The 261-nt window shown below is 57.9% G+C and carries 1 pseudogene; it reads right to left on the bottom strand.

The annotated features are described in order from the left end of the window. Positions 1–261, bottom strand: a pseudogene (locus Q4528_RS14430) (hypothetical protein); the annotation flags it as partial.

The following is a 261-nucleotide window of genomic DNA, read 5'->3' as shown; positions in this document are numbered from 1 at the left end:
AAACACGCCCATATCCCCGGATTTGGTGTTGTTCGATCCGGTCAAATCAGCAGAGCCGCCCACGGTTTCGGGCATGAGCGGGTTGATCAGCTCCAGCACCATTTCCGACGATTTGCGCGTCGCATATTTGGGTTTCTCGTCGCTGATCTGCTTCTTGAACGCCTTGATGGTCGCCGAAAGCTTGTTGGGCGCTTCACCGGCCAGCTGGCGGGTGAATTCCTTTTGCTTGTTGCCGGGTGCGGCGGCAAAACGGGCCTCCCA

It is taken from the genome of Staphylococcus pasteuri (genome assembly GCF_030547725.1).
Lineage (GTDB): Bacteria > Bacillota > Bacilli > Staphylococcales > Staphylococcaceae > Staphylococcus > Staphylococcus pasteuri.
The sequence above is the reverse complement of the archived record's forward strand: the minus strand, read 5'-3'. Positions and strand labels throughout refer to the sequence as shown.